Below are 26,255 nucleotides of genomic sequence, written 5' to 3'. Positions count from 1 at the left end.
CCCTGATCGACCCAGATTGCTCCAGATTGAAACGTCCAGCGGTTGAATCAACGTCCCAGAAAACGTTGGATGTGTTTCATCAGTCAACATACAAAGCGCCGGTCCTGGCACCGCATCGATCGGTCGTCGCACATCACCGCCATAGGTTCGCCCCAGCTCAAAGCCCGGCGGACAAGGCCAGTCCAGTAGTTCGCTCGCCGCCAGTCTCGCATTACTGTCTGGGGGACGCTAATGGGACGGTTGCCCATTAGAGTTCGTGGCTGCGAAAAGTTGATATAAAAAAATCGCACCAGATAACGGTAACGCCCGCGTCGGAATCCGCGCTTTCCCTAGCGCAGGGGACGAAACGAGTCATCTCGAAAGCCGTCTCGTCGTTCAATACGTGCGATGGTGCCAAACCGTTGCCGGAGACCGTGTTTGCGCGCATGCGCCAGACATAATCCGGTCGTAGATTGCAGTAACGACGCGCATTTCATCGAATGGGTCATTGACGCCGGGGGGCTGCGGCCAACGTATCACCACGAACTTCCATTTCCGATGTTTTCGCAACGGAACGATTTCAACGATTGATCGGTGCGCGTGACGCGTGGTACGGTCGATCGCAAAACAATGATTGCTCAAACGCTAATGGCAACGAAGGGACAGGATTTCGTGGTGGGGACGTCGGATTTCCGCTGCGCAACGGGGAAACGGGAACGCGGCAATGCGCTCGGCCATTGGCTGCGCCGAACGCGCCGCGTATTCGTCGGTTCGCTGCGGGCGCTCGCCATGGTGGCGGCAATCGCGCCGGCAGGGATGGCCATGGCGGCCACGCCGTCGGTAACGGCTGCTTCGGCACCTGTGCCGGCGTTGGCGCCGTCGTCGGCCACCGTGCCCGATATCGCGCTGTACTACGGTAGCGACTTGCCGGTCGACGCGCTGCAGGCGTTCGACTGGGTTGTCATCGACCCGACACAAACTTCGCTACCCGAAGCGTCGCTCACCCCGCACACCACCTGGTTTGCCCGCCTGGACGCGCGCGATACGGCACAGACGCCGGAGGCTTTCGTCGACGCACGCGTGGCCCCGCTGTGGGCGCAAGGCTATCGAAATTTCCTGATCGACGACGGTGCACCGCTTGCGGGCGATGCCGACAGCGACGCCCGCATTGCGGCGCGCGTGAAAGCCGTGCGCGCCCGTTATGCCGATGCTCGTGTCGTACTGCGAAACCACCTGAGCATGGCGGCCTCGCTCGCCCCCGATCTCGCCGGCGTACTCGCCGACGGACTGCTCCATCGTTATGACGCGCGCGCGTCGATTTTCATCGACACACCGGCCGACGCGCGGCAAGCGGCCCTTGAGCAGCTCCAGGCATTGCGCACCCAATCCCGGCTGCCGACGTTCGCCATGGACTACTGCGCAAGTGACGATGTGGCCTGCCGTCGCGATACGGCGCGCTCGCTCAATCGGATGGGGGTGCGAGCCTTCGTCACCGATCCCGATGTGCAGACCGTCGGCGTCGGCCGCATCGAGGTCATGCCACGCAAGGTGTTGATGGTTCAGGCGCCGGGCGAAGGCGAACCTGTCGACCTGACGACCGGGGCGCGCGATATCTCGATGCCACTGAATTACCTTGGCTACGACGTGCAGTATGTCGACGTCAACAAGGGCCAGATGCCGGCCAACGTGCGCACCGATCGCTACGCGGGCATTGTCGTGTCCATCGATCGCAACGTGAACAACGCCGGTGCGTGGCGCCGCTGGCTGCTCTCGCGAATCCGGGACGGCGTGCGCGTGGCGGTGATCGGACAGTTCGGTTTCCCCATCGATCAGCAAACGGCACAGGTGCTCGGACTCGAGCGCGTGGCAGGCACCGTCCCCGGCTCGGTCGTGCCGAGCGTCGTGAGCAAGGCGCCGATGATGGGCTTCGAGATCATGCCGACGCCGGACGTGCGCGACGCGCTCGGCGTGCGCGTCGGCCCGACCGGCCAGCCGCTGCTGCGTCTGCAGGCGGGCTCGTACACCTACGACATGGCCGGCATGCTGCCCTGGGGGGGCTATACGCTCAACCCCTACGGCGTGACGTCGCTCGCCGGTATCGAACAGGAACGTTGGGCGATCCAGCCCATCGACTTCCTGCGCCAGGCGTTGGCCTTGCCTCAGATGCCGGTGCCCGATGTGACCACCGAAAACGGTCGCCGCCTGATGTTCGTCCACGTCGACGGCGACGGCTTCGCCTCGCGTGCGGAATTCCCAGGCGTCGACTACGGCGCAATGGCGCTGTACGACCAGATCTACACCAAGTATCCGTTGCCCACGACGCTGTCGGTGATCGAAGGCGAAGTCGGCCCGAAGGGTTTGTATCCGCAGATTTCGCCGCGCCTGGAGGAGATCGCGCGCAAGATGTTTGCACTCCCGAACGTCGAGATCGGTACACATACCTTTTCTCATCCGTTCAACCTGGAGCAGATCAACCCGAAAACGGGCGAGCGCATCTTCGGCAAGGCGAACAAGGAGTGGGGCGGCGACGACGCCTTCTCGCTCGACATTCCGCACTACAAGTTCAACCTGGATCGCGAGATTCAGGGGTCGATCGACTATATCAACGCCCGCCTCGCGCCCCCGGGAAAGAAGGTCGTGGTGCTGCAATGGCCGGGCGACGCACAGGCGCCGGCCATCGCGATTCGCAAGGCGTGGGCCGCCGGCGTGCTCTCGATCAACGGTGGCGACACCATCATCACGAAGACGAACAACAGTTGGACCAACATCGCTCCGTACGGCGTGGCAAAGGGCAACCTGCCCACCGAGTTCCAGATATATGCCGCCGTGATGGACGAGAACGTCTACACGAACGATTGGCTCGGGCCGTACTACGGCTACACGCGCGTGCTCGAGACCTTCGCGATGACCGACAAGCCGATCCGCTTCAAGGCGATCAACCTCTACTACCACATGTACTCGGGCACGAAGCTCGCGTCGCTCAATGCGCTCAAGGATGTCTATAACGCCGTCCTCAAGCAGCCCGTGTTCCCGATCTTCACCACCGAATACATTCGCCGTGTGCTGGACTGGCGTCGCGTGGCCGTGGCGCGAGAGTCCGCCGCCGATGGAGCCGCCGTGCGATGGCGCGTTCGCAGCGGTGCCGACCTGCGCGAGCTTCGCTGGCCGGGTGACGGCGTGCCCGTGATCGGCGCGTCCGACGACGTCGCGGGCTATTTGCCGGGACCCGGGGGACTCTACATCCACATGGGGGGCGACGCCGCCGAGTTCGCGATTGCCCCAAAGGGGAGCGATCGCACGCCATACATCGATGAGGCCGCCGGGTTCATCCGCGACTTCAAACGCACGGGCCGCAGCATGACCTTCCGTTTTGGCGGTTACTACAAACCCTTCGTGAGCGTGGTCAACGCTGCGGGTTGCCGCGCGAGCGTCGACGGTGTGGCAAAGGGTCGCGCCGATGGCGCAGGCCGCCTGCGCTTCGACGTCTCGGGCATCGCAGAAAAGCCTGTCGTCATGCATACGGTAGGGGTTGAATGTGAGTGACGCCGCGCGCCCCGATCCCAAGATGCTTCCTGACGCGGTGACCGGAAAGCCGTTTGAAAAGCGTGAGCGCCTCAGCCCGCTGTGGTTGACGGTGGCGATCGGCGCGGGCATCGTGCTCGCGCTTGCTGCCGCTCACCCGAGCGACGAAGACCAGACGCACGCGCTCGCCGCGCAACCACCCAGCGAACTGTCGGTGGCGTATCTCGAGGCGTGGCTGCGCATCGACCCCGGCGCGCCGCGCTATCTCGATTTGCTCGGGCAACAATATTTGGGACTGGGCCGGTGGAACGACGCGATGAAGGTCGCGACGCAACTGCGCGGCATGTCCGACGAGCAGGACCGCCGTCGCGGCATTCTGCTCGGGCTGGCGGCCATGGAGCAACGCGCTTATGAAGTGCCGCCCGACGATCCGCAGCGCGCGGAACGCATGGCGCAATATCTGGAATTGCTCGACGCGACGTCGCAATACCAGTGGGACGTGCCGACGCTGCGCATGCTCGCCGAGAAGGCGCGACTCGCTGGCGCCCTCAATCTGATGCTGCGCGACTATCGGCTGCTGGCCGCCGCCGATGCCAAGAACGCCGCGCAATGGCAGGAAAGGCTCGCCGACGCCGCGTTCTCTCAGGCCGCCTACGACGATGCCGCCAACGCCTATTTCGCGGCGCAGGCGGCAGCGACCACACGCGACGATCGTCGCCGTCTGTTCCTCGCGGGCATGCGTGTGCTCGTCTCGGCGAACCAGATCTCGCGTGCCTGCGCGGAAGGCGAGAAGCGCGTCGGCGATCTGGCCAACGATCCGGTCACGCTGCGCTACCTGCTCGATGTCGCGCGTCAGGCCGGTCGCACCGACCTGATGACGAAGTACGCGCGCGCGCTGACGAAGCTGTCAAGCATTGCGCCGCACCCTGACGGCGCACACCCGCAACTCGTTGGGTGGTTGCCGGGTGTGACGGCCGACGGCCAAGGTCTCGATGGCGCAGGCCGTGCACGGCTGCGCTACCTCGACGGCCCGGACGGTGTACGTGTACGGCAGCGCATGGGCGAGTTCCGCATCGTTCGTGTGGCCGACGTTGGGCTTGCCCGTGGCGCGAGTGCCGCCGATGCGGCGCCCGACGCATCGAAGGCGGCCGACAAGACCCTCAAGACGGTCAAACCGGAAGCGCCCGGCAAGTTCGATTGGGAAGGCGGGGCGGGCACCGCGAAACGTGCGGCGGGCAATGCCAACACCAACACCAACGCCAACGGCGTGACGGCCGACGATTACGACGTGGCCTTCAAGGCATTCGTCGAGGCGCGTCAGCTCGACGACGCCGAGAAGCTCGCGCAGCAAGCGCTGGAGCGCAAGCTCGACCCGCTCGTCTGGACACGTCGTCTCGCGCAGGTCGCGCAGTGGAACGGGCATCCCTCGGTGGCGCTCAAGTACTGGCACAAGTATGCCGAGGCGACCGGCAACGCCGAGGCCTGGCAGAACGTCTATCAACTCGCGCCGCAGCTCAACGACGATCAGGCATATCTGGCTTCGCAGATCTTCGAGGCCGAACGCCAGCCGAACGATCTCAAGCTGAAGGACGATATCGTCAATACGTACGAACGCCTCGGCCGTCCGGAAGAGGCGCTGACGTATCTCAAGCGCCATGCGGTGGGCAGTCAGCGCCGCGCCCTGCTCGAGCGCGAGGGCGATGTTGCCCAGCGCATCGGGCAAGACGCCGAGGCGCTGGCGACGTTCGAGACCCTGCAAAAGGAGTTCGGCCCGTCGTCGAATTACGCGCTGCGCATCGCCAGTCTCATGTATCAGAAAGGCCGCGTGACGCAAGCGCTGGCCGAGTTGCGCAAGGTGCGCGACATCGCCGGTACGTTGCCGGCCGATGCGAACTACTGGCGCACCTATGCCGAGGTGGCACGTCTGGCGCAGAGCGACGCGGACGCCAATTACGCCTATCCGCGCCTGTTGCGCACGGGCAAGGCCGAGGCGCTCGATCTGAACGCGATGACTTACTTCTATCAGGGATATCCGCTCGACGCCGGCCGCACGGCCGAAGCGGAATTCCGGCAGAACGATTCGGATCTCGCGCTTCAGGCGGCGATCTACAATTACACGATCGCGCGGGCCTACGATCGGGTGCAGGCGCTCATCGACGGTCTCGACGCCGAGCAGCGCGATCGCTTCGCCAAGTCGGGCGAGCTGCTCGCCACGCGCGCCACCTATTATCAGCAGATTCAGCGCTGGGACGCGGCGCTTGCCGACCTGCGTGCGGCATCCAGGCTGGACAACGCCAGCGACGACGTTCGGGTCGCCTATCTGTGGGCGCTGGTCGACTACGGCAGCGACGACGAATTGCAGATGGCGCTGCACGACTATCGCGCCATCGTGGCCGGCAACGCCGACTATTGGGGCGCGTACGGCGCCGGTCTGCTGCGCGTGGGCAAGCCGCGCGAGGCATTGAAGTACTTGCGCCAACAAGCCTCGCTCTCGGACGACGATCCGCTGTGGATGCTCTCGCTTGCCGACGCCGAGGAAGCGGCCGGCGATGCCGGCACGGCGTGGAAGATTCGCCGCGGTGCCTGGCACGATTTGCAGACGCGCGCGCAGACGGGGCAACTGCGTTTCGCGCCGCGTCGGCGTCAGGGCGCGGTGGTGCAACGTCTGGCTGCCGTGGCGTCGGATACCGACGGTGTGCTCGAAGCGCAAGCGGCCCGCGTCACGCTGGCACAGGTGTTCTCGAACGGCGACACGTCGCGCCGGTTGTTGGCGAATTTGCTGCGCCAGGACCGTCGCTCGGCCGACAGCGCCAAGGTGGCCGACTCGCTGCTTGGAGAATCGGCCGAACTGCCGCCGCTCAAACCTGCGGGCGATGCGACCGATTCGCCCGCGACGCGCGACGCCTCGTTGCTCTCGCGGCAGGCCGTGATCAGTGCGACCACGCGCGATGTCGGGCTGGCGTGGGCGCTCTCCGGCGAACACTTCGATCTCGCGCGCGCCTGGCTGGCGCGCGAGTATGCGAATCGTCTGCTGCGCCCGGCCGATGCCGAGATTGCACTCGCGCTCGAGAACAACGACCGCGACAAGATGGCCCAACTGCTCGACCGACGACAAGGCCGCATGCCCGTCGAGAGCGAGATCGATGCGAACGAGCGGCTGGGACGCACCCCCGAAGCCCAGACACTGGCATGGCGTGCGGCGGACGGCGCGCCCAATAACGACGCGGTGCACACGACGTTGACCGACACGATGTTGCGAGATCGCTCGAATGCGGGCTTCGATCTCTTCTACTCGCGTCAGGCGCCGCTGAGCTATCTCGAGAGTTCGCTGGTCGGCAGTCTCAACCTCACCAGCCGCATCGGCGTGGCCGTCGAGGCGATTCAGCGCAATCAACGAACCATCGACACGTCGCAACTGGCCTGGGTGCCGGCGCACGACCGCATCTTCAACTTCACCGTGCGCGATCGCACCGTGGAGCGGGATCTGGCATTGACGGTGGGGCATCGCAGCGAATTGAACAGCTTCTTCACCGGAAAGGTGTCGGCCGCGTTCAATCGCAATACCCCGCTGACCACGACGTTCCAGGCGGGCTATAACCAGTTCACGGATATTTCGCCGAACACACAGGTCGCCGGTACGCGCGACTTCGGCAGCGTGCAGATGCTATGGGCCGGCGACGGCCGTTGGTACGGTCAGGCGACCGGCGAGTACGACCGTTTCCACGCGCAAGACCGCACCTACCTCGGTCGCGGCTGGCGCTTCGGCGGCGAGTTGGGATACAAGATCCGCATCGATTACCCGGACCTGAATGTTCGACTGGTGGCCGAGCGCGGCATCTATACCGCGGGCACGGCCACGATTGCGTCGCTCGCCGCCCTGCTGCCGGCCGGCACGGTGCCGGTGGCCTCGGAGTTCATGCCGATCACGACCACACAATACGGTGTCATGGCGGGCTTCGGGCAGGACTACCAGAACGCCTACCGGCGTGCGTGGCGTCCGTACGTCGATGCCGGCTACATCCATGACAGCCAGCAGGGCTGGGGGCCGCAGGTCAACCTGGGCATCGCGGGTTCGGTGCTCGGTAACGATCACGCGCGCGTGTATTACTCGCACGACATCACCAACGGTACCGGTGTCGCCACGACGCAGGTCGGCATCGCGTACCGGCTGTTCTACTGATATTTCGCATCCGCAAGGGAGAGCAAGACCATGAAGACAATCGTGAGTAAGATGTGGCACCGCTTCGTCGGCGCTGCCGTTCTGGCTGTGCTGGTGGCGGGTTGTTCGACGATGAATGTCGGCGACGCGCCGAAGCTCCAGAAGACCGCCGCGTGGGCGATCCTGCCGATCGCGAACACGACGGAGACACCCGATGCCGGCCAACGTGCCGAGAGCATTGCCCAGAGCATTCTGGTGCAGAACGGCTTCACCGACCTGCACCGTTATGTGGGCGATCCGGACGGCGGCGATTCGCTCGTCGGCGGCAACAACGCGCAAGCACGCGCCCGCGCGCTCGAATGGGCTCGCAAGACGGGCGCCAAATACGCATTGTCGGGCGCTGTGACCGAATGGCGCTACAAGGTCGGCGTCGATGGCGAGCCTGTCGCCGGTGTGACGTTCGACGTCATCGATGTCTCGAATGGAAGCATCGTCTGGAGCGCGACCGGCAGCCGCAGCGGCTGGAGCCGTTCGAGTCTGGCCGGTGTCGGTCAGACGTTGATCCGCAATCTGCTGGCACCGCTGGCACAACAGTGACGCAATCATCGTGAAAACCGCGACTCAACAGGACGCTGCAATCGACGCGAAGCCCGGTGGCCCGGAACAGGTGCGACACTCGGCGCCGTTCGGCAACGTGAGCACCTATGGCCGCCTGATTGCGCCGGCAGTGACGCGCCCGGTGGCGGTGTTCGAGGTGATCACGGGCATGGCGCTCGCGGTGGCTATCGCCTGGCTGCTTCGCCCCGGCGATCCGCTGCTCATCGGGCTGGGATTTCCGTGGATATGGCTCGTCGCCCTGGTCATGGCGCTGCGCTACGGCGCGCTGCTTGGCGTGGTGGCGGGGCTCGTGCTCGCAGGCGTCTGGTACGGTCTGTACGGCCGTCTCGGCGAGCCGTTCCCGGCGACGTTCTTCGTTGGCGGCTTTACGATGATCGTCATTGGCGGACACTTCTGCGACATCTGGGGCAATCGTGCGACACGTGCACGCGGCATCAACACGTATCTGAACGACCGCCTCGTCGCCATCACGAACAATCATTACCTGTTGCGTGTCTCGCACGAACGGCTCGAGCGTGATCTGCTCACCAAGCCAAGTACGATGCGCGACGCCATCATGCGTCTGCGCGAGCTGACCGTCTCGGACGAGGTGAGCGCCGCGAGCGAGCAGTTGCCGAATGCACAGCCGATGCTGGAATTTGCAGCGCTGACGTGTCAGATCGAAGTGGCGTCGGTCTATCCGGTGCGACGGGGGCATCTCGTCCCGACGGCGGTCGCGAGCGTGGGTGAAGCGTTCGCGCCGGAAGAGGGCGATCCGCTCGTGCAGACCTGTCTGCGCGAAGGCACGCTCTCGCATGTTCGAGACGACGTGAGCGTCGGCGAAGCCAGCGCCTATATCGTGTGTGCGCCGCTCACCGACACGGACGGCAACATCAATGGCCTGTTGATCGTGCGCCGCATGTCGTTCCTCGCGCTCAACCACGACAACCTGCAACTGCTGCTGGTGCTGCTGGCCTATTACGCCGACGGTGTGGCGCAGCAGGGCGTGGTGGCCAGCGTACGCCGGGAAGTGCCGAGCGTGCCCTACGACTTTGCTCTGGAGCTTGGCCGCCTTTCTCGCATGAAGCGCCAGAGCGGCATTCAGTCCTCGCTGGTGGCGCTCGTCTTCCCGCGCGGGGCGAGCGGCGACTCGCTGTTCGAGCAGACGGTGCGTTCGCGTCGGGCCCTCGACGCGTTGTGGATTCAATCGACCCCCCGGCAGCAGATTGCCATTGCGCTCATGCCCATTACCGACGAGAGCGGGATCGACGGTTATCTCATCCGCATCGAGAGCGCACTGCGTCAGCAGTACGGACTGGATTTCCAGACCGGTCACGTGGCGGTGCACTCCGCGAGCGTGGACGAGCGCGCGCCGGGCGAGGGACTGAGCAAACTGCTGGAGCGGTGCCGCGATCATGCTTAAGAAACTGCTGGCGTTCGTGCTCGGTGTGCTGGCCTTGCTTGCGCAGGCCCAGGCCGTGCGCACGCTCTTCGAGCCGGCCGGGAGTATCGACCCGCTCGTGGTCTTTTTCGGATGGCAATTGCTCACGGCGGTGCTCACGGCGACATTCGTTCGCTCGGTGCTGCCGGAGCATTACCACGGGCGCACCGGCGCGTTCTGGCACAGCCTGGCGATCAGCCTGTTCATGCCGGTCGGCGGCCTGCTGCTGTTTCTCGGTGTGATGGCGATCGGCTTCGTATTCCCGGCGCCGCGAGAACTCGCGCGCTCCGGGGCGGTCGACCGTCCGGAGTTCGTGACCTACCTCGTCTCGCGCGTCACGCACGGCGCGGGCGCTCGACTGCGTGCGCGGTTGCGCAACACGCAAGGGTCGAGCGAGGATCGCGTGGCCGCCCTGGTGTCGGTGCAAGCGCTGCCTTCGCGCGCGACCGGGGAGATCATGCGCGATCTGCTGGCCGATCCGGTGGAAGAGATCCGGCTGCTTGCGTACGGAATTATCGACGGTGTCGAAAAGCAGATCATGCAGCGTATTTTCGATGCCCGAACCCAGCGCGAGCGTGCCACCAACGACGATGAGCTCGCCGACGCGAACCATCGGCTCGCCGAGTTGTACTGGGAGCTGATCTATCAGAACCTGGTGCGCGGCGAGGTGTACCGATTCACGATGGAGCGGGTGGAGAACTTCGCGCGCGAGGCACTCGCGCATCGCGAGAGCGACGCGGCCATGTGGTACGTGCTGGGCCGTTGTGCGCTGCTGCGCCAAGATCCGGAGCAAGCGGAGCGATGTCTGCTGCGCGCCGAGTCCTATCAATTTCCTGCGGACCGGCTCGTACCCTGGCTTGCCGAAGTCGCGTTCCTCAAACATCAATACGGACGGGTCGGGCAGATGCTCGCCGGCCTCGGGAATGGCGGCGCCACCCCGACGCTGCAACCCGTCATGCGTTTCTGGACCCGCTAATGCATACCAACGAACGTCGTGCCGACTCGGCCGACATCGCTTTGCTGCTCGAAGGCACCTTCCCGTATGTGCGGGGCGGGGTGTCGTCCTGGGTGGATCAGATGATCCGTGCGTTCCCGGACCTGACGTTCGCCGTCGTGTTCATCGGCAGCCGTCGTGACGATTACGGCGACATGGTCTACCCGTTGCACGACAACATCGTGCACTTCGAAGCCCATTATCTGTACGAATTCGAGCCGCCCGCACCAGTGCGCGGCACGGAGGGCGACGCGCAAGCGTTCGCGCAGATGGACAAGATGCATGACATGCTGCGCCGTCGCGACGACCTGCAAGGCATTGGCAAGCTGATTCACGACGTGATTCCGATGCTCGCCGAAGACGGCGAGATCAGCGAGGCCAACTTCCTGCACAGCCGGCGCTCGTGGGACATGATCACCGATCGCTACAAGAAATATTGTCTGGACCCATCGTTCACGGACTATTTCTGGACGGTCAGAATCATGCACAAGCCGCTGTGGCAGCTCGCGCGTATCTGCGATCAACTGATTCCGGCCAAGGTCTACCACACGGTTTCCACCGGTTACGCGGGCTTTTTGGGGGCATTGCTGCGCTTCAAACACCAGCGTCCGCTGCTGGTCTCGGAGCACGGCATCTACACCAAGGAACGCAAGATCGATTTGTTGCAGAGCCAATGGATTCGCGACAATCGCGGGCTGTTCGAGCGCGACATTTCGCAGGTCGGCTATTTTCAGAACCTGTGGGTGCGCTTTTTCGAAGCGATGGGACGCGTGTGCTACGAGGCGGCCGATGAAATTACCGCCCTCTTCGAAGGCAACCGTCTGCGTCAGATCGCCGACGGCGCGCCCGAGCACAAGACACGTAACACCCCCAACGGCATTGCGGTCGAGCGCTTTGCCCCGCTGCGTGCGCAGCGGCCCGCCGATATCCCGCCGGTCGTGGCCTTGATCGGCCGGGTGGTGCCCATCAAGGACATCAAGACGTTCATTCGTGCGATTTTTATCGCGAGCCGGCAGATGCCCGGGCTGCAAGGCTGGGTGGTCGGTCCCGAGGCCGAAGATCCGGCCTACGCGCAGGAGTGTCGCGACATCGCCACGAGTCTGGGCATGGAAGACAATCTGCGGTTCATGGGCTTCCAGAAAGTGTCGGACATTCTGCCGCAGATCGGTCTCATGGCGCTGTCGTCGATTTCCGAAGCGCTGCCGCTGGTGGTGCTCGAAGCCTATGCCGCAGGGGTGCCGGTGGTGACGACCGATGTCGGCTCGTGCCGCCAACTGGTCGAGGGGCTGGGCGACGAGGATCGCGCCATCGGGCCGGCCGGCAAGGTGGTGCAGATTGCCAACCCGGAGCACTTCGCCCAGGCGCTGCTGGACATGCTGGAGCCGGCCACGTGGCACGCGGCCCAGCGCGCGGCGATTACCCGTGTGGAGCGTTATTACACGATGACCCAGATGCAGGACGCCTATCGCAGTCTGTACGAGACACTCCTGGCGCGTCCCGCCGCCGGGGCGGTTGCGGGAGACCACTGATGGCTGGCATTGGCTTCGAGCTGCGCAAGATTCTCCGGCGCGATACGCTGACCAGCACACTGGCGGCCTACGGCTACGCCGGGGTCATCAGCGCGGGTCCGCTGATTCTGTCGATTCTCGGCATTCTGCTCATTGGCTTGATGAGCCTGACGGTGGTGCAGCCGCCGGGACTCATTGTGCAGTTTCAGGTGTCGGTGACTTATCTGATTGCCTTCAGCCTGATCGTGACCGGCATATTGCAACTCTCGTTCACGCGCTTTCTGAGCGATCGGCTGTTCGAGCGGCGTCCCGATCTGGTGCTGCCCAACTACAACGCGGTGGCGCTGGTGACGACGGTCGGCACGGGGGTGCTCGGCCTCATTCTCGCGTTGACCGCGTTCCGTGGCCTGTCGACAGGCTATCGGCTGCTCATGCTCACGGGCTTCGTGATCGTGAGCAACATCTGGATCGGCGTGCTGTTTCTCACGAGCGTGAAGCAGTATCGCGCCATTCTGGCGATCTTCTTCGTGGGTTATGGCGTGACGGTGGTGAGTGCGGTGTTGCTCAACCGCTACGGCCTCGAAGGACTGCTCGGTGGCTTTGTCATCGGTCACCTGATCCTGCTGCTCGGCATGGTCTGCCTGATTCATCGTAACTATCGCACGGACGACTATTTGCTCTGGCAGGTATTCAGGCGGCGCTTTTCGTACCCGTCGCTCATGTTCGTGGGCTTCCTGTTCAATCTGGGCATCTGGCTCGACAAGCTGATGTTCTGGTTCTACCCCGTGACGGGACAGGACGTGATCGGCCCGCTGCGCGCATCGGTGATTTACGATCTGCCGGTGTTCATCTCGTACCTATGCGTGATTCCGGGGATGGCGGTGTTCCTGCTGCGTATCGAGACGGACTTCGTCGAATACTACGACCAGTTCTTCAACGCCGTGCGCACCGGCGGCACGCTCAAGTACATTGAAGAATCGCGCGACATGATGGTGCGCTCGGTACGCACCGGGCTGTACGAAATCCTGAAGATCCAAGCGGTTGTCACGCTGGTTATCTTCGCGTTCGGCGACAAGTTGTTGCGCCTGATCGGAATTTCGGTACTGTATTTGCCGCTGCTGCATATCGATGTCATTTCGGCGAGCCTGCAGGTGCTGTTCCTCGGCATTCTGAACATCTTCTTCTATCTGGACCGGCGTTGGACGGTGCTGGGGCTCACGGCGGCCATGGTCGTCGCCAACGGCGTATTCACGTGGGGCACGCTGATGCTCGGACCCAATACCTACGGGTACGGTTTTGCGCTCGCGCTGCTGCTGGTCGTGATGGTGGCGATGCAGTTGCTCGATCGCCGGCTCGATGCGCTGGAATACGAAACCTACATGCTGCAACAGCAACGCTGACGACACCGCTTCGGATCGCTATGTTTGACAAAACGATGCAGCCTCGCCCGGCCTGGTGGCGCCGCCCATTGGCACGCTTCATGGGCGGTGTGGTGGGGGTCTTCGCCGGCTTCTTTCTCAATACGGCATCGGCGCAACCGCCTGCGGTGGGCCGCATCGCCTTTTTCTACGGCGAAGCGCTCGATCCGGCAGCGCTCGCCGGTTACGATCAGGTGGTGGTCGAGCCCGACAACGGCTTCGTGCCCAAGGCCGCCGAGGCCGCCGGCACCGAGCCGCGTGGCATGCGCTGGATCGCGTATGTCAGCGTGGGCGAAGTGCTGCCCTCGCGCGACTACTACGCTGCGATTCCCAAGGCCTGGCGTATCGGTCGCAACGGCGACTGGAAGTCGGAAGTGATCGATCAGGCCGCCCCCGGTTGGCCCCAGTTCTTTGTGGAAAAGGTGATCGCGCCACTGTGGGCCAAGGGCTATCGCGGATTCTTTCTCGACACGCTCGATTCGTATCAACTGATGGCGAAGACCGACGCCGAGCGTGCGCGTCAGCAAGCGGGCCTGGTTGCCGTCATCCAGCGGATTCACCGGCGCTTCCCACGTGCGGAACTCATTCTGAATCGCGGATTCGAGCTGATGCCGCAGGTACATGACAACGTGTCGGCCGTGGCGTTCGAGTCGCTTTATCGCGGGTGGGACGAGGCGAATCAGCGCTACGTGGCGGTGCCCGAAGACGCGCGTGCCTGGTTGCTCGCGCGCGCCCGTGAGGTGCGCGAGCGCTACGACTTGCCGGTCATCGCCATCGATTACTGCGCGCCCGCCGATCTCGCGTGCGCCCAGCAGACCGTGGCGCAGATCCGCGCGCAGGGCCTCATTCCCTATGTGGGCGACGGGCACCTCATGCGCATCAATCCGGCTGCGGCGCAGGACTGACCAGCGGCATTGCGCGACAGATCTAACAAGGCAGAAAGCAATCCCGGCAAGCGGTTGGAGCAACGCCGGAAATCCGACAGATACAACGCCAGGCGAGCGCAACCGATCACTCGGCGGATGCGCTCGCGCTGCGCTTGTCCAATCGACTTTGGAGGGTAGGTCATGTGTGGAATCGTGGGCGGCGTGGCACGTCGCGACGTGGTACCGGTGCTGGTCGAAGGGCTGCGCCGTCTCGAATATCGTGGCTACGACTCGTGTGGTGTCGCCGTACTCGACGCTGGACACCGGCTCGCACGCGTGCGCAGCGTGTCCCGGGTCGCCATGTTGCAGGCGCAACTCGCCGAAGCGGCCATGGGCGCGCCGCTGGGCATTGCCCACACGCGTTGGGCCACCCATGGCGCACCTGCAACGCAGAACGCACATCCGATCTTCTCGCGCGAGCGGATCGGTCTCGTGCACAACGGCATCATCGAGAACCACGAGGTTCTGCGCGACGCGCTGCGTGCACAAGGTTACGAATTCGCGAGCGAGACCGACACGGAAGTCATCGCCCATCTGGTCGATGCCCATTGCCAGGCCAGCGACGGCGGCGACCTCGTCCACGCGGTGCGTCTGGCCATCGCGCAATTGCAGGGGGCGTACGCCATCGCGGTCATCAGCAAGGACGCACCTGAGCGCATGGTATGCGCGCGTCAGGGATCGCCGCTCGTGGTCGGCTTTGCGGCGGATGGGCATTTCCTCGCTTCCGATGCGTTGGCGCTTGCCGGTCACTGCGACCGGTTCATGTATCTGGAGGAAGGCGACGTGGCGCTGCTCACGCCCGATCGCGTGACGGTGTTCGACGCGCAGGGCGTGGTTATCGAGCGTGCCGTGCGCGAGATGGCGACGTATCAGTCCGAAGTCGCCCTGGGTCCGTATCAGCACTACATGCAGAAGGAAATCTTCGAACAGCCGCGCGCGATTGCGGACACGATTTCCGATGTCACCGCGTTTTCCCCGGCATTGTTCGGCGATGCCGCGATCGGGGTCCTGCCGCGCGTGAACAGCGTGCTGATCCTCGCATGCGGTACGAGCTATTACGCGGGCCTCACCGCCAAGTACTGGCTCGAGGCGCTGGCGGGCATTCCCACGCAAGTCGAGATCGCGAGCGAGTATCGCTATCGCGAGTCGGTGCCCAATCCGCAGGCGCTGGTCGTCACCATCTCGCAATCGGGGGAGACGGCCGACACGCTCGCCGCGCTCAAGCATGCGCAGCAACTTGGACACAATCACACGCTGGCGATCTGCAACGTCGCGACGAGTGCGCTGGTGCGGCAAACGGCGATGTCGTTCATCACGCGTGCGGGTACGGAAATCGGCGTGGCGTCGACCAAGGCATTCACCACGCAACTCGTGTCGCTCTTCATGCTCGCTGTCACGCTTGGCATCGAGCGCAAGCGGATCGATGCGGCCGAAGCTGCGCGTCATCTCGCGCAGTTGCGTCATTTGCCGGCAGCCCTCACGAGCGTGCTTGCGCTCGAGCCCCAACTCATCGCCTGGGCTTCGCAATTTGCCGATGTTCCGAGTGCCCTGTTCCTCGGGCGCGGGCTGCATTACCCGATCGCGCTGGAGGGAGCGCTCAAGCTCAAGGAGATCTCGTATATTCACGCCGAAGCGTATCCCGCGGGTGAGCTCAAGCACGGACCGCTGGCGCTGGTGAGCGAGCAGATGCCCGTGGTCACCGTCGCGCCGAACGACGTGCTGGTGGAGAAGCTGAAGTCGAATATGCAGGAGGTGCGTGCACGGGGCGGTGAACTCTACGTGCTGGCCGATGGCGATATGCGGATTGCCAGCGCGGACGGCATTCGTGTCATTCGGATGCCGGAACATTACGGCGAACTCTCGCCCGTGCTTCACGTCGTGCCGCTGCAACTGTTGGCATATCATACGGCGTGTGCCCGCGGTGCCGACGTCGACAAGCCACGTAATCTGGCGAAATCGGTTACCGTCGAATAGCTAACGGATGGAAGGCCTCAAAGGCAAAGCATGAAAAATCTCGGAACTATCCTCGTAACCGGCGGCGCCGGTTATATCGGCTCGCATACGTGCGTCGAGCTGCTGGCCCACGGCTATGACGTGGTCATTCTCGATAATCTGGTCAACAGTCACCGCGAAGCGGTTCGGCGGATCGGCGAAATAGCCGGCCGCGCTCCCGTCTTCATCGAGGGCGACGCGTGCTCGAAACCCGTGCTGGATGACCTGTTTACGCGCTTCGGCGTTACCGGCGCGATTCACTTTGCCGCGCTCAAGGCGGTGGGCGAGTCGGTCGAGAAGCCGCTCGCTTACTATCGCAACAACGTGGACAGCCTGCTCACGCTGGTCGAGACGATGCAGTCCCACGGTGTCAAGGATCTTGTGTTCAGTTCCTCGGCCACCGTGTACGGCAATCCGGCCACGGTGCCCATCGACGAGTCGTTCCCGCTATCGGCGACGAATCCGTATGGTCAGACCAAGCTCATGGCCGAGACGATTCTGAACGACGTCGCGAAGTCGGACCCGAGCTGGCGCATTGCGCTGCTGCGCTACTTCAATCCGGTGGGCGCGCACGAGAGCGGACGCATCGGCGAAGATCCGGCCGATGTGCCGAACAACCTCATGCCGTTCGTGGCGCAAGTCGCGGTTGGCAAGCGCCCGCGTCTGCGCGTCTTCGGTGGCGACTGGAATACCTCCGACGGCACGGGCATGCGCGACTATATCCACGTGGTGGATCTTGCCCGGGGGCACTTGGCCGCGCTCGACGCGCTCAAGCGACTGGACCGGGGCTTTACGGTCAACCTGGGCACCGGACGCGGCTACACCGTTCTGCAGATCGTGAAAGCGTTCGAAGCCGCGAGCGGCCGGCCGGTGTCTTACGAGATCGTCGAGCGTCGCGCCGGTGATATCGGCAACTGCTATGCGGCGACCGCCCTGGCACGCGATCTGATCGGCTGGGAAGCCGAGTTCGGCATCGATCGCATGTGCGCCGATCACTGGCGCTGGCAAATGCAGAACCCGAACGGTTACCGGTAGACCGTAGCGATGACGTCCGCTTCGTCTTCCTTCTCGTCGGCGGTCGTTTTCGAGGACAGGACGCCGACGTAACGGTTTGCGTTGTTCTCAGGCGCCATCCGGGGAAGTTGGCGGGTGTCCGAGGGCGCGGCGGGCGTGCGCACCGTAGGGGACGGATCTACGGCAGATTCTCCCGGAAGATGACCTGACTGCGGTTCGCCTCGATCCCGGCAGTCAGTTCGCGCTTCTCGCGCAGATTGGCGAAGATGCGCACGCAGTTCATGATGGCGCTCTGCGGGCTTTGGGTGATGACGGCGTCCATCGAGCCGTCGATCAGCAGCGCCCGGGTATCGGGCGTCAAGCCATGCCCGATGAATACGATCCTGTGCTGCTTGCCAGCCTCCCTGAGGGCCTGGCCGACGCCTTCCGAGCCACCACCGATGTTGTAGATCGCAGCGAGATCGGGGTGCTGCTCGAGCAACGCCCGCGTCTGCCGGTAGTTGACCGCTTCATCGTCATACCCCTCCCGAAGCCCCACGACCTGCATATGCGGGTACTGTTCCGCGAAGAGTTGCAGAAACCCGGCCTCACGCTCGACGTGCGCCTTGTAGCTGAGCGACCCCGCAATGAGCGCCACTTTCGTGTGTCGCTTCGCCCCGACGAAGCGCGCGATGAGGTACGCCGCCGTTCGCCCGGCCGATCCGTTGTCCAGCCCCACGTAGGCGATGCGCCGCGAGTGAGACAGATCGGAGATCAGCGTCACGGCAGCCACGCCCTCGTCGGCCAGCGTATTCACGGCTTCACGCACCTTGGGATGCTCCAGCGGCATGAACGCCACCCCGTTGCATCCACGTCCACGCCGCAACAGCGCGGCTGACAATACGTCCGGATCGAATCCCTGGATGAACTGCACGCGACAGTTCACGTTGTAAGGCGCCCATTGGTTTTGCGAGCACTGCACCCATTCGCCGAGCATGCGAAGGAACTTGCTGCTGCGATCGGGCAGCACGAACAACACCTGTGTCGGGGGTGTTGCGCGCACCGCCTCAAGCGCCGGCTCGGGCAAGTATTGCAGTTCACCCGCCGCATGCAGCACGCGCTGCGCGGTCGTTTGTCGCACCCCCTCGCGGCGGTGCAATACCCGATCGACCGTTGCCGTGGAGACGCCCGCCAGTCGCGCAATGTCGGCCAGGTTGGGCATGTTTCGTCGCATTCGCTCCCCCCTCGATGTGTCGTGCGGCAACGAATTCGCATCACGCGCCGTCGCCTCCGTCACCACAGCATACTTCATCAAACTACATCAAATCGCATCATGAATTCCGGTTGGTCGATTACGGGTTTGCGACCTATCGTACGACTTCAAGACGTGCCGGAATGCAGGACCCAGCAGGTACGCGAACGAACAGGAGACATCGTGATGGCAGCAGCAAGCGAGTTGGCGCCGCGTCGGCTGGAGGGACGGGTTGCGTTGGTGTTCGGCGCGGGATCGGTCGGCGACGGGTGGGGCAACGGCAAGGCGGCGGCCGTCGCCTATGCCCGCAACGGCGCGCGAGTCGTGGCCATCGACCTTCAGCAGGAAGCCGCCGATATCACCCGTCACGTCGTCGCCAGCGAAGGCAACGACGCCATTGCGCTCGCCGCAGACGTCACTCGTTGGGCTGATGTGCAACGGGCCGTAGCGGCTGCGATGAACGCATACGGTCGCATCGACATCTTGCACAACAATGTCGGCATCACCTCCCAGGGCGGTCCCGTGGAGACTACGGAGGAAGTCTGGGATCGCGTAATGACGGTCAACGTCAAGAGCATGTTCCTCACGTGCAAGGCCGTGCTGCCGATCATGCAGGCGCAGGGCAGCGGCGCGATCGTCAACATTGGCGCCCTCGGCGGCGTTCGCTGGACGGGCTATGCCTATTGCGCCTATGCGGCATCCAAAGGCGCGGTGAATTCCCTTACACAGAGCGTGGCGCTGCAGTATGCGGCGCAGGGCATCCGGGCGAACTGCATTCTGCCGGGCGTGATGGACACGCCACACATCTACGAGCAGATTTCCGGCTTCTACACGAGCGCGCAGGAGATGGTGGATGCGCGTAACCGGCTGTCCCCGACCGGTCGCATGGGCGATGGCTGGGACGTTGCGAATGCGGCGGTGTTTCTGGCGTCGGACGAGGCTCGGTATATCAACGGCGTGGAATTGCTCGTCGACGGCGGCATGCACGTACGCTGCAATTGACGTCACGCAATCGGGCGGACCGTCCGGTTGTCGGGGTGTCAACTTTTCGCGCCGCCGCGCCTCCCGCCGCGCCGACGCTTGTGCAATAACCACAATATCAGGAGACATGCGGATGACCAACTCAACTTCTCAGGGCCGACGCAACGTTTTGCGCGCGCTTTCTGCCTTGCCTGCACTGGGTGTCGCGGGCGTCGCCAGCGTGACCGGCGTGACCGGATTGCTGCCGCGCACGGCGCGTGCCGCGACGCCGGAATACGTGTTCAAGTACGGCAACAACCTGCCGGTCAGTCATCCGCTCAACGTTCGGGCACAGGAGGTCGCCGCGCGCATCGCCACCGAGAGCAAGGGGCGCATGGCGTTGCGCATCTTCCCGAACAATCAGCTCGGCGGCGACACCGACATGCTCGCGCAGGTGCGCAATGGCGGCATCGACATTTTCAATGCCGGCACGATGGTTATCGCAACGCTCGCGCCGATCAGCGCGATTACCGCAGTCGGCTTTGCGTTCTCCCGCTACGACCAGGTATGGCAGGCGGTCGACGGCAAGCTTGGCAACACCATTCGCGACGCCTTCGCGAAGACGGGGCTCTATACCTTCGAGAAGATGTGGGACAACGGCTTCCGTCAGATCACGAGCGGCAACAAGCCGATCGCGAAGGCGGCCGACCTCGCGGGGATGAAGATTCGCGTGCCCGTGAGCCCGATGGGCATTTCGCTGTTCAAGTCGTTGCAGGCGTCGCCGACCAGCCTTCAATTCAGCGAGGTCTACTCGGCACTCCAGACGCGCGTCGTCGACGCACAGGAGAACCCGCTCGCCATCGTGGAGACGGCGAAGCTCTACGAAGTGCAGAAGTTCTGCTCGATCACGAACCATAGTTGGGACGGCTATCACCTTGTCGTGAACGGCCGTTCGTGGCGTGCACTGCCGGACGACCTCAAGGTCATCGTCGCACGCGCGTTCAACGAGGCGGCCCTGCAGCAGCGTGAAGACGTCTACAAGCTCAACACGGGTCTGCAGAACGAGCTATCGAGCAAGGGACTCGCGTTCAATGCCGCGGCGCCCGAGACCTTCCGCACGCAGTTGCAACAATCGGGCTACTACGCCGAGTGGAAGAAGAAGTTCGGACCCGAAGCATGGGCGCTCCTCGAAGCGACGGCCGGCAAGGTGGCATGACATGAACCCCCGTCCTGCGCATTCCTCGCACGGCGTATCCGCCGGGGACCCATTGCCGGCGAGTGGGGCCGCCGACATGCCGGCGCATGGCTGGCGCGCGTTCGTCGGCGGACTCGACCGCGCGTTGGGCTGGCTCACTGAGATTCCGGCGGCATTGCTGGTGCTCGCAGACATCGTCGTCATGCTCGCCGGTGTGATCGCGCGCTACGTGTTCCATGCGCCGTTGGTCTGGGGAGACGAGCTGGCAGGCATCCTGTTTCTCTGGATGTCGATGCTCGGTGCCGTGGTCGCGCTGCGGCGCGGCGAGCATATGCGCATGACGGCCTTCGTCGGCAAGGCGTCTGCTTCCACACGGGCGTTCCTGGACGTACTCGCGATTGCCGCTGCCCTCGCGTTCCTCGTGCTGATCGCGCATCCGGCCTACGAGTATGCGTCGGAGGAGGCGTTCGTGATCACGCCCGCGATGGAGATCAGCAACGCCTGGCGCGCTGCCGCGTTGCCGGTCGGCGTGGGGCTCATGCTTGTGGTGAGCGTGTTTCGACTGCTACGCATTGCGCCAGTCAGGCGTGTCATCCAGGCCGGTGGGCTGGTGGCGGCCGTGTGCGTCGGCTTCTGGTTGCTCGGGCCTGTGCTCGAACCGCTTGGGCGCTGGAATCTGGTCATCTTCTTCGCGGGCGTTGTCGGTGCGTGCGTGTTCGCCGGGGTACCGATCGCGTTCTCGTTCGCCCTGGCCACGTTCGGCTTTCTGGCGCTGACCACGCGCACGCCACTGGTCGTGCTCGTGGGGCGCATGGACGAAGGCATGTCGCACCTGATCCTGCTCGCCGTGCCGCTGTTTGTCTTCCTCGGGCTGCTGATCGAGATGACAGGCATGGCGCGCGCGATGGTGCAGTTTCTCGCGAGCCTGCTCGGCCATGTGCGCGGCGGCTTGAGCTATGTGCTCATCGGCGGCATGTACCTGGTCTCGGGGATCTCGGGCTCCAAGGCTGCCGATATGGCGGCTATCGCGCCTGTGCTGTTTCCCGAGATGAAGCAGCGGGGCGCCGACCCGGGCGATCTCGTGGCGTTGCTGGCGACGACCGGTGCGCAGACCGAGACCATTCCACCATCGATCGTGCTCATCACCATCGGATCGGTGACCGGGGTATCGATTTCAGCGCTGTTCACGGGCGGCTTGTTGCCCGGCGTGGTCCTCGGTGTCGCGCTGTGCAGCGTGGTGTGGTGGCGTTATCGCCACGAGGACCTGTCCGGTGTGAAGAAGGCGACGAAAGGCGAGGTGCTGCGCGCATTCATGTACGCATTACCGGCGGTCGCGCTGCCATTCGTGATTCGTGCGGCGGTCGTCGAAGGCATTGCGACAGCGACCGAAGTGTCGACCATCGGGATCGCGTATTCGGTGTTGGCCGGTCTGTTCCTCTACCGCAGGTTCGATACACGGCGCTTGTTGCCGATGCTGATCGAGACTGCAGCCCTGTCGGGGGCGATCATCTTCATCATCGGCGCTGCGACGGGCATGGCGTGGGGGCTGACGCAATCGGGCTTCGCGCAGGACTTCGCCGCTGCGATGGAGCGTGTGCCCGGCGGTGCCGCCGGCTTCATCGTCGTTTCGATTGCCGCATTCATCGTGCTTGGCAGCGTGCTCGAAGGCATACCTGCCATCGTCCTGTTCGGGCCGTTGATGTTCCCGATCGCACGCGCCGTCGGCGTGCACGAGGTGCATTACGCCATGATCGTGGTCCTCTCGATGGGATTGGGCCTGTTCGCGCCGCCGTTCGGGGTGGGGTACTACGCGGCGTGCGCCATCGGCAAAGTCGATCCTGCAAAGGGCATGCGCGCGATCTGGGGCTATCTCGCGGCGCTTATCGTCGGCTTGATCTGCGTGGCGGCGATTCCCTGGATCTCGGTCGGCTTCCTTCGCTGACGACCCGGACGCGCCTCTCGAAGCGGCAAGGACAGCAATACGCGCGCACTCATCACCACCACAGGCGAGCGCGGCACGCGACGCCGCCCCGACAAGCATGACGCGCATGACCCGAATGACGCCGCACGGCCGTGCCCAGCGCACCAGACAACAACAGGAAAACCCATGAGCAGATTCTTCGGCGAGATTCGCCAGGTGGCATACCTCGTGCCCGATATCGAGGCGGCAATGACCTATTGGTCGAACGTGCTCGGTGTGGGGCCGTGGTACTACAACCCCAAGGTCCCGATCCGCAACTACCTGTATCGCGGTCAGCGCTTCGAGCCGCATAACGCCGTGGCGCTGGCGAACGCGGGGAACCTGCAGATCGAATTGCTGCAGATCCGCAACGACGTACCTTCGATGTATCGTGACTTCCTCGCCGCTGGGCGCAGCGGGGCACAGCACGTCGCCTACTGGACCGAACACTTCGACGAAGATCTGGCGCGAGCGCGCGCCGCCGGGTTCGACGTGTGCATGAGCGGCGAGGTAGGCGAGAACGGTCGCTTCGTCTATTTCGAAGACCGCAGCGACGATCCCGGGTGTCATCCCGGCACGACGATCGAACTGTCCGAAGTCGCGGGCCCGAAGGGCAAGCTCTTCAAGATGATTCGCGAGGCCGCCGCCGCATGGGACGGCACCGATCCCGTGCGGGCCTTTCCGGATCTCACGACACTATGAGCGCGATGCTGTCAGCCACGTATCTGATCGAGACGCCGCTCGATCCGTGCAAGGTGGCCGAAGTCATGGCCGGCGAGCAGTCCTGCGGCACGTTCACCCGCGTCGCGGGCGAGACCGACGCGCTGCGCGCGCGAGCGCGCGCCGTCGTCGAAGCGGTCGAACGCCTGGGCGACGCCGCGCGGCCGTCGTTGCCGAATGCCTTCCTCGAGCGTAAGGGCGTGAACGGCCCATGGCACCGTGCCCGGGTGCGGATTGCGTTTCCCTGCGATAACGTCGGCGCGAATCTGCCGACGCTTGCGGCCACGCTCGCTGGCAACCTGTTCGACCTCGGCGAGGTGACCGGACTCCGCCTCGAGCGCATTGCGCTGCCGTCGCACTACCGCCAGCAGTTCGCATTTCCTCGCTACGGTATCGCGGGCACGCGTGCGGCCACGGGGGTGCGCGAAGGCGCCTTGGTCGGCACGATCCTCAAGCCGAATGTCGGCATGCGCGCGAGCGAGACGGCGGCGCTGGTCGAGCGGCTGTGCGCCGCAGGTGTCGATTTCATCAAGGATGACGAAGTCTGCGCGAACCCCGTGCATGCGCCGCTGGCGCAGCGCGTGCCCGCAGTGATGGCCGCCGTACGCGAGCATCGCGCGCGCACCGGCAAACAGGTCATGGTCGCGTTCAACATCACGGACGAAACCGACGCGATGCGACGCCATGCCGACCTGGTCGCGCGCGAAGGCGGCAATTGCGTCATGGTCAGTCTGAACTGGTGCGGGTTCTCCGCAGTGCAGACGCTGCATCGACACACCGACCTTGCGATCCACGCGCATCGGAATGGTTACGGTGCAATGTCGCGCGAGCCGATGCTGGGCATTGGCTTCCAGGCATACCAGACGCTTTGGCGACTCGCAGGTGTCGATCACATGCATGTTCACGGCTTGCAAGGAAAATTCGCGCAATCCGATGAAGAGGTCATCGAATCGGCGCACGACTGCTACGCGCCGCTGGCGTTCGATGCGGGGCAAAGCGGCGCAGCCGCCGATTGCGTGATGCCGGCATTCTCGTCGGGCCAGTGGGCTGGCACCGTGCCTGCAACCTGGCGCGCCGTAGGCCGCGACGATCTGCTCTTCATGGCCGGCGGGGGCATTCTGGCGCATCCGGACGGCCCTGCGGCGGGCGTACAGAGTCTGCGCGACGCCTGGCAGGCGGTGCGCGCCGGACGGTCGCTCGAGGAGGCGTCTCGCGAAGCGCCCGCACTGGCGGCCGCATTGCGTTTCTTCGGACATTGAGCGTCGCGGCCATGCCTATCGAATCTCGAACGGATATGACGCATCGCCCGCAAGTGCTTTACTACGGCGATGACTTCACCGGCGCTACGGACACATTGGCGAGCGCGGCAAGTGCCGGATTGCGCAGCGTCCTGCTGTTCGCGCCACCTGACGCAGCGCGTCTTGCCACCCTCGGAGCTCTCGACTGTCTGGGCATCGCAGGCGTGTCGCGCTCGCTCGCGCCGGCGCGCATGCGCGAGGAACTGACCCCGATAGCGGAACTGGCGCGACGATTGCAGCCGAGCGTGCTGCACTACAAGACCTGCTCGACGTTCGATAGCGCGCCGGAGGTGGGCAGCATTGGCGAGGCGATTCGAATGTTGTCGCCGTCGATGCCGGGCGCGCAAGTCGCCATTGTCGGTGGACAACCGAATCTCGGACGCTATTGCCTTTTCGGCAATCTGTTTGCTGCGGCGGGCGCGGGCGGTGAGATCTTTCGCATCGACCGGCATCCCACAATGCGCCGTCACCCGGTGACGCCGATGCACGAAGCCGATCTTCGGCGGCATCTGGCGCAGCAGGGCCTGGGCGACATCGGCCTTGTCCCGTGGACCTGCTATGCGTCGTCGGCGGGGACGGACGGTGGCGTTGAACCATCGCCGAGTGCAGTGTCCGCACGCGTCGAAGCGCTTCGCGCCGAGGGCGCGGTCAATGTGCTCTGGGACGTGGCGAGGCAAGCCGATTTGCCGCAGATCGGCGCGCAGCTCTGGGATGACGCGGGGCGCGCGCCGTTGCTGGTTGTGGGGCCGAGCAGCGTGACGCAGGCGCTGGCGAGCGCGATGTCGCGGCGCGGCGATGTGCCGCGCGAGCAGGTACCGGCGGCGAAGGGTCCGGTGTTGGTTCTGGCGGGTAGTCTCTCGCCGGTGACTGCGGCGCAGGTGGCGGCTGCGGCGTCATTCGAGGTCGTTCGGCTCGACGCCGCAAGACTGATCGAGCCGAACGGGCGTTACTGCGCCCGGGCGGCCGGCGAACTGGCCAGGCACCTTCGCGCCGGACGCCACACACTGGCCTGTACCGTTCCGTCGAACGGCCCGGCGACGCAGGGTCCGGCAGTGCCTGCCCTGGCATTGGCGCAGGCGGGCGGACGTCTGCTCAGACAGGTGCTGGACGAAGTCCCCGTCGCACGCATGGCGATTGCCGGTGGCGACACATCGAGCCACGGGGTGCGCGCGCTCGATGCCTGGGGACTCGACTACGCAGGGAGGGTGTCGCCGGGCGCACCTCTGTGCCGGCTTCGCAGCGACGTGCCGGCGCTCGACGGCATGGAGATTCTGCTCAAGGGCGGGCAGATGGGCGGGGTCGATCTCTTCGAGCGGCTGGTGCACGGGACGTAGCACCAGG

At 64.5% G+C, this 26,255-nt stretch carries 17 protein-coding genes; 16 read left to right on the top strand and 1 reads right to left on the bottom strand.

Annotation, left to right across the window (positions count from 1 at the left end; all coding sequences use genetic code 11):
• Window positions 1-609: 609 nt before the first annotated feature.
• The 10 genes from ACE3UG_RS16205 (at window position 610) to galE (ending at window position 17,571) form a co-directional block, all read left to right on the top strand.
• Complete coding sequence (locus tag ACE3UG_RS16205; RefSeq protein WP_374625677.1) at window positions 610-3,522, top strand: sugar ABC transporter; 2,913 nt, start codon at window positions 610-612, stop codon at window positions 3,520-3,522.
• Between the two features lie 22 nt (window positions 3,523-3,544).
• Window positions 3,545-7,681, top strand: a complete 4,137-nt coding sequence (locus ACE3UG_RS16200; protein WP_374625674.1) for a tetratricopeptide repeat protein — start codon at window positions 3,545-3,547, stop codon at window positions 7,679-7,681.
• Window positions 7,682-7,711: 30 nt separating this feature from the next.
• Window positions 7,712-8,257, top strand: a complete 546-nt coding sequence (locus ACE3UG_RS16195) for a penicillin-binding protein activator LpoB (RefSeq protein ID WP_374625672.1) — start codon at window positions 7,712-7,714, stop codon at window positions 8,255-8,257.
• Between the two features lie 10 nt (window positions 8,258-8,267).
• Window positions 8,268-9,680, top strand: a complete 1,413-nt coding sequence (locus ACE3UG_RS16190) for a PelD GGDEF domain-containing protein (RefSeq protein ID WP_374625668.1) — start codon at window positions 8,268-8,270, stop codon at window positions 9,678-9,680.
• The gene (locus tag ACE3UG_RS16185) at window positions 9,673-10,674 is read left to right on the top strand and encodes a hypothetical protein (RefSeq protein ID WP_374625665.1); all 1,002 of its coding nucleotides are present in this window, start codon (window positions 9,673-9,675) and stop codon (window positions 10,672-10,674) included. Before ACE3UG_RS16190 ends, ACE3UG_RS16185 begins: the two co-directional genes overlap by 8 nt.
• A complete protein-coding gene (gene pelF, locus ACE3UG_RS16180) occupies window positions 10,674-12,221 on the top strand; it encodes a GT4 family glycosyltransferase PelF (RefSeq protein ID WP_374625663.1) in 1,548 nt (515 codons plus the stop codon). Before ACE3UG_RS16185 ends, pelF begins: the two co-directional genes overlap by 1 nt.
• Complete coding sequence (gene pelG / locus ACE3UG_RS16175; RefSeq protein WP_374625661.1) at window positions 12,221-13,600, top strand: exopolysaccharide Pel transporter PelG; 1,380 nt, start codon at window positions 12,221-12,223, stop codon at window positions 13,598-13,600. The genes pelF and pelG overlap by 1 nt, the downstream gene beginning before the upstream one ends.
• Window positions 13,601-13,620: 20 nt before the next feature.
• Entirely contained in the window at window positions 13,621-14,523 is a 903-nt protein-coding gene (locus ACE3UG_RS16170) for an endo alpha-1,4 polygalactosaminidase (protein WP_374625659.1), read from the top strand.
• Between the two features lie 162 nt (window positions 14,524-14,685).
• The gene (gene glmS / locus ACE3UG_RS16165; RefSeq protein WP_374625657.1) at window positions 14,686-16,518 is read left to right on the top strand and encodes a glutamine--fructose-6-phosphate transaminase (isomerizing); all 1,833 of its coding nucleotides are present in this window, start codon (window positions 14,686-14,688) and stop codon (window positions 16,516-16,518) included.
• 30 nt (window positions 16,519-16,548) lie between these two features.
• Window positions 16,549-17,571, top strand: coding sequence for a UDP-glucose 4-epimerase GalE (gene galE, locus ACE3UG_RS16160; protein WP_374625655.1), 1,023 nt, complete (start codon window positions 16,549-16,551; stop codon window positions 17,569-17,571).
• 157 nt (window positions 17,572-17,728) lie between these two features.
• Here galE and ACE3UG_RS16155 read toward each other — a convergent pair whose 3' ends face one another.
• Window positions 17,729-18,751, bottom strand: a complete 1,023-nt coding sequence (locus tag ACE3UG_RS16155) for a LacI family DNA-binding transcriptional regulator (RefSeq protein WP_374625653.1) — start codon at window positions 18,749-18,751, stop codon at window positions 17,729-17,731.
• Between the two features lie 216 nt (window positions 18,752-18,967).
• Here ACE3UG_RS16155 and ACE3UG_RS16150 point away from each other — a divergent pair, with 216 nt between their 5' ends.
• The 6 genes from ACE3UG_RS16150 to ACE3UG_RS16125 all read left to right on the top strand — a co-directional run bounded on the left by ACE3UG_RS16150 (window position 18,968) and on the right by ACE3UG_RS16125 (window position 26,248).
• The gene (locus ACE3UG_RS16150; RefSeq protein ID WP_374625651.1) at window positions 18,968-19,783 is read left to right on the top strand and encodes an SDR family NAD(P)-dependent oxidoreductase; all 816 of its coding nucleotides are present in this window, start codon (window positions 18,968-18,970) and stop codon (window positions 19,781-19,783) included.
• A gap of 112 nt (window positions 19,784-19,895) precedes the next feature.
• Window positions 19,896-20,957: a TRAP transporter substrate-binding protein gene (locus tag ACE3UG_RS16145; protein ID WP_374625649.1), complete on the top strand. Its 1,062-nt coding sequence runs from the start codon at window positions 19,896-19,898 to the stop codon at window positions 20,955-20,957.
• Between the two features lie 76 nt (window positions 20,958-21,033).
• Window positions 21,034-22,878: a TRAP transporter large permease subunit gene (locus ACE3UG_RS16140; RefSeq protein WP_374625703.1), complete on the top strand. Its 1,845-nt coding sequence runs from the start codon at window positions 21,034-21,036 to the stop codon at window positions 22,876-22,878.
• A gap of 165 nt (window positions 22,879-23,043) precedes the next feature.
• Window positions 23,044-23,598 (top strand): VOC family protein, encoded by a 555-nt coding sequence (locus ACE3UG_RS16135; protein ID WP_374625647.1) that lies wholly within the window; start codon window positions 23,044-23,046, stop codon window positions 23,596-23,598.
• Window positions 23,595-24,875, top strand: coding sequence for a ribulose-bisphosphate carboxylase large subunit family protein (locus ACE3UG_RS16130; RefSeq protein WP_374625645.1), 1,281 nt, complete (start codon window positions 23,595-23,597; stop codon window positions 24,873-24,875). The genes ACE3UG_RS16135 and ACE3UG_RS16130 overlap by 4 nt, the downstream gene beginning before the upstream one ends.
• A 35-nt stretch (window positions 24,876-24,910) precedes the next feature.
• Window positions 24,911-26,248, top strand: coding sequence for a four-carbon acid sugar kinase family protein (locus ACE3UG_RS16125; protein WP_374625643.1), 1,338 nt, complete (start codon window positions 24,911-24,913; stop codon window positions 26,246-26,248).
• Window positions 26,249-26,255: the final 7 nt, after the last annotated feature.

Origin of the sequence: Pandoraea sp., assembly GCF_041919235.1 — a bacterium.
Classification (GTDB): Bacteria; Pseudomonadota; Gammaproteobacteria; order Burkholderiales; family Burkholderiaceae; genus Pandoraea.
The sequence above is the reverse complement of the archived record's forward strand: the minus strand, read 5'-3'. Positions and strand labels throughout refer to the sequence as shown.

Bases quoted from the DNA above. Each gene is read 5' to 3' on its own strand.
- pelG (WP_374625661.1), top strand. From the start codon at position 12,221: ATGGCTGGCATTGGCTTCGAGCTGCGCAAGATTCTCCGGCGCGATACG.
- ACE3UG_RS16150 (WP_374625651.1), top strand. From the start codon at position 18,968: ATGGCAGCAGCAAGCGAGTTGGCGCCGCGTCGGCTGGAGGGACGGGTT.
- ACE3UG_RS16195 (WP_374625672.1), top strand. From the start codon at position 7,712: ATGAAGACAATCGTGAGTAAGATGTGGCACCGCTTCGTCGGCGCTGCC.
- ACE3UG_RS16125 (WP_374625643.1), top strand. From the start codon at position 24,911: ATGACGCATCGCCCGCAAGTGCTTTACTACGGCGATGACTTCACCGGC.
- galE (WP_374625655.1), top strand. From the start codon at position 16,549: ATGAAAAATCTCGGAACTATCCTCGTAACCGGCGGCGCCGGTTATATC.
- ACE3UG_RS16205 (WP_374625677.1), top strand. From the start codon at position 610: ATGATTGCTCAAACGCTAATGGCAACGAAGGGACAGGATTTCGTGGTG.
- glmS (WP_374625657.1), top strand. From the start codon at position 14,686: ATGTGTGGAATCGTGGGCGGCGTGGCACGTCGCGACGTGGTACCGGTG.
- ACE3UG_RS16140 (WP_374625703.1), top strand. From the start codon at position 21,034: ATGCCGGCGCATGGCTGGCGCGCGTTCGTCGGCGGACTCGACCGCGCG.
- ACE3UG_RS16135 (WP_374625647.1), top strand. From the start codon at position 23,044: ATGAGCAGATTCTTCGGCGAGATTCGCCAGGTGGCATACCTCGTGCCC.
- ACE3UG_RS16185 (WP_374625665.1), top strand. From the start codon at position 9,673: ATGCTTAAGAAACTGCTGGCGTTCGTGCTCGGTGTGCTGGCCTTGCTT.
- ACE3UG_RS16170 (WP_374625659.1), top strand. From the start codon at position 13,621: ATGTTTGACAAAACGATGCAGCCTCGCCCGGCCTGGTGGCGCCGCCCA.
- ACE3UG_RS16200 (WP_374625674.1), top strand. From the start codon at position 3,545: ATGCTTCCTGACGCGGTGACCGGAAAGCCGTTTGAAAAGCGTGAGCGC.
- pelF (WP_374625663.1), top strand. From the start codon at position 10,674: ATGCATACCAACGAACGTCGTGCCGACTCGGCCGACATCGCTTTGCTG.
- ACE3UG_RS16145 (WP_374625649.1), top strand. From the start codon at position 19,896: ATGACCAACTCAACTTCTCAGGGCCGACGCAACGTTTTGCGCGCGCTT.
- ACE3UG_RS16155 (WP_374625653.1), bottom strand. From the start codon at position 18,751: ATGCCCAACCTGGCCGACATTGCGCGACTGGCGGGCGTCTCCACGGCA.
- ACE3UG_RS16130 (WP_374625645.1), top strand. From the start codon at position 23,595: ATGAGCGCGATGCTGTCAGCCACGTATCTGATCGAGACGCCGCTCGAT.